The sequence below is a fragment of the Neobacillus niacini genome, assembly GCF_023715415.1.
Taxonomy (GTDB): Bacteria; Bacillota; Bacilli; order Bacillales; family Cytobacillaceae; genus Neobacillus; species Neobacillus niacini_C.
Map to the genome: position 1 here is coordinate 1 of NZ_JAMBOB010000090.1, position 256 is coordinate 256.

Annotated in this window: 1 rRNA gene; it reads left to right on the plus strand. The window is 39.5% G+C overall.

Annotated elements, in window-relative coordinates:
• Nucleotides 1-150: 150 nt before the first annotated feature.
• Nucleotides 151-256 (plus strand): 23S ribosomal RNA (locus tag M3189_RS26710); the annotation flags it as partial.

Genomic DNA, 256 nt, shown 5'->3' on the forward strand with positions numbered 1-256 from the left:
GTTTGTTTAGTTTTGAGGGAGTAATTCTCTCAAAGCTTTTTTTAATCGTTCCTTGAAAACTAGATAATCGTAAGAAGAAGTCAAAGTAAAACCGAGAATTGCCACTTTAGTTTTTCTCTCTTATTAAAGTAAGAAGAAAATAACCTTTTAGGTTAAGTTAGAAAGGGCGCACGGTGGATGCCTTGGCACTAGGAGCCGATGAAGGACGGGACTAACACCGATATGCTTCGGGGAGCTGTAAGTAAGCTTTGATCCG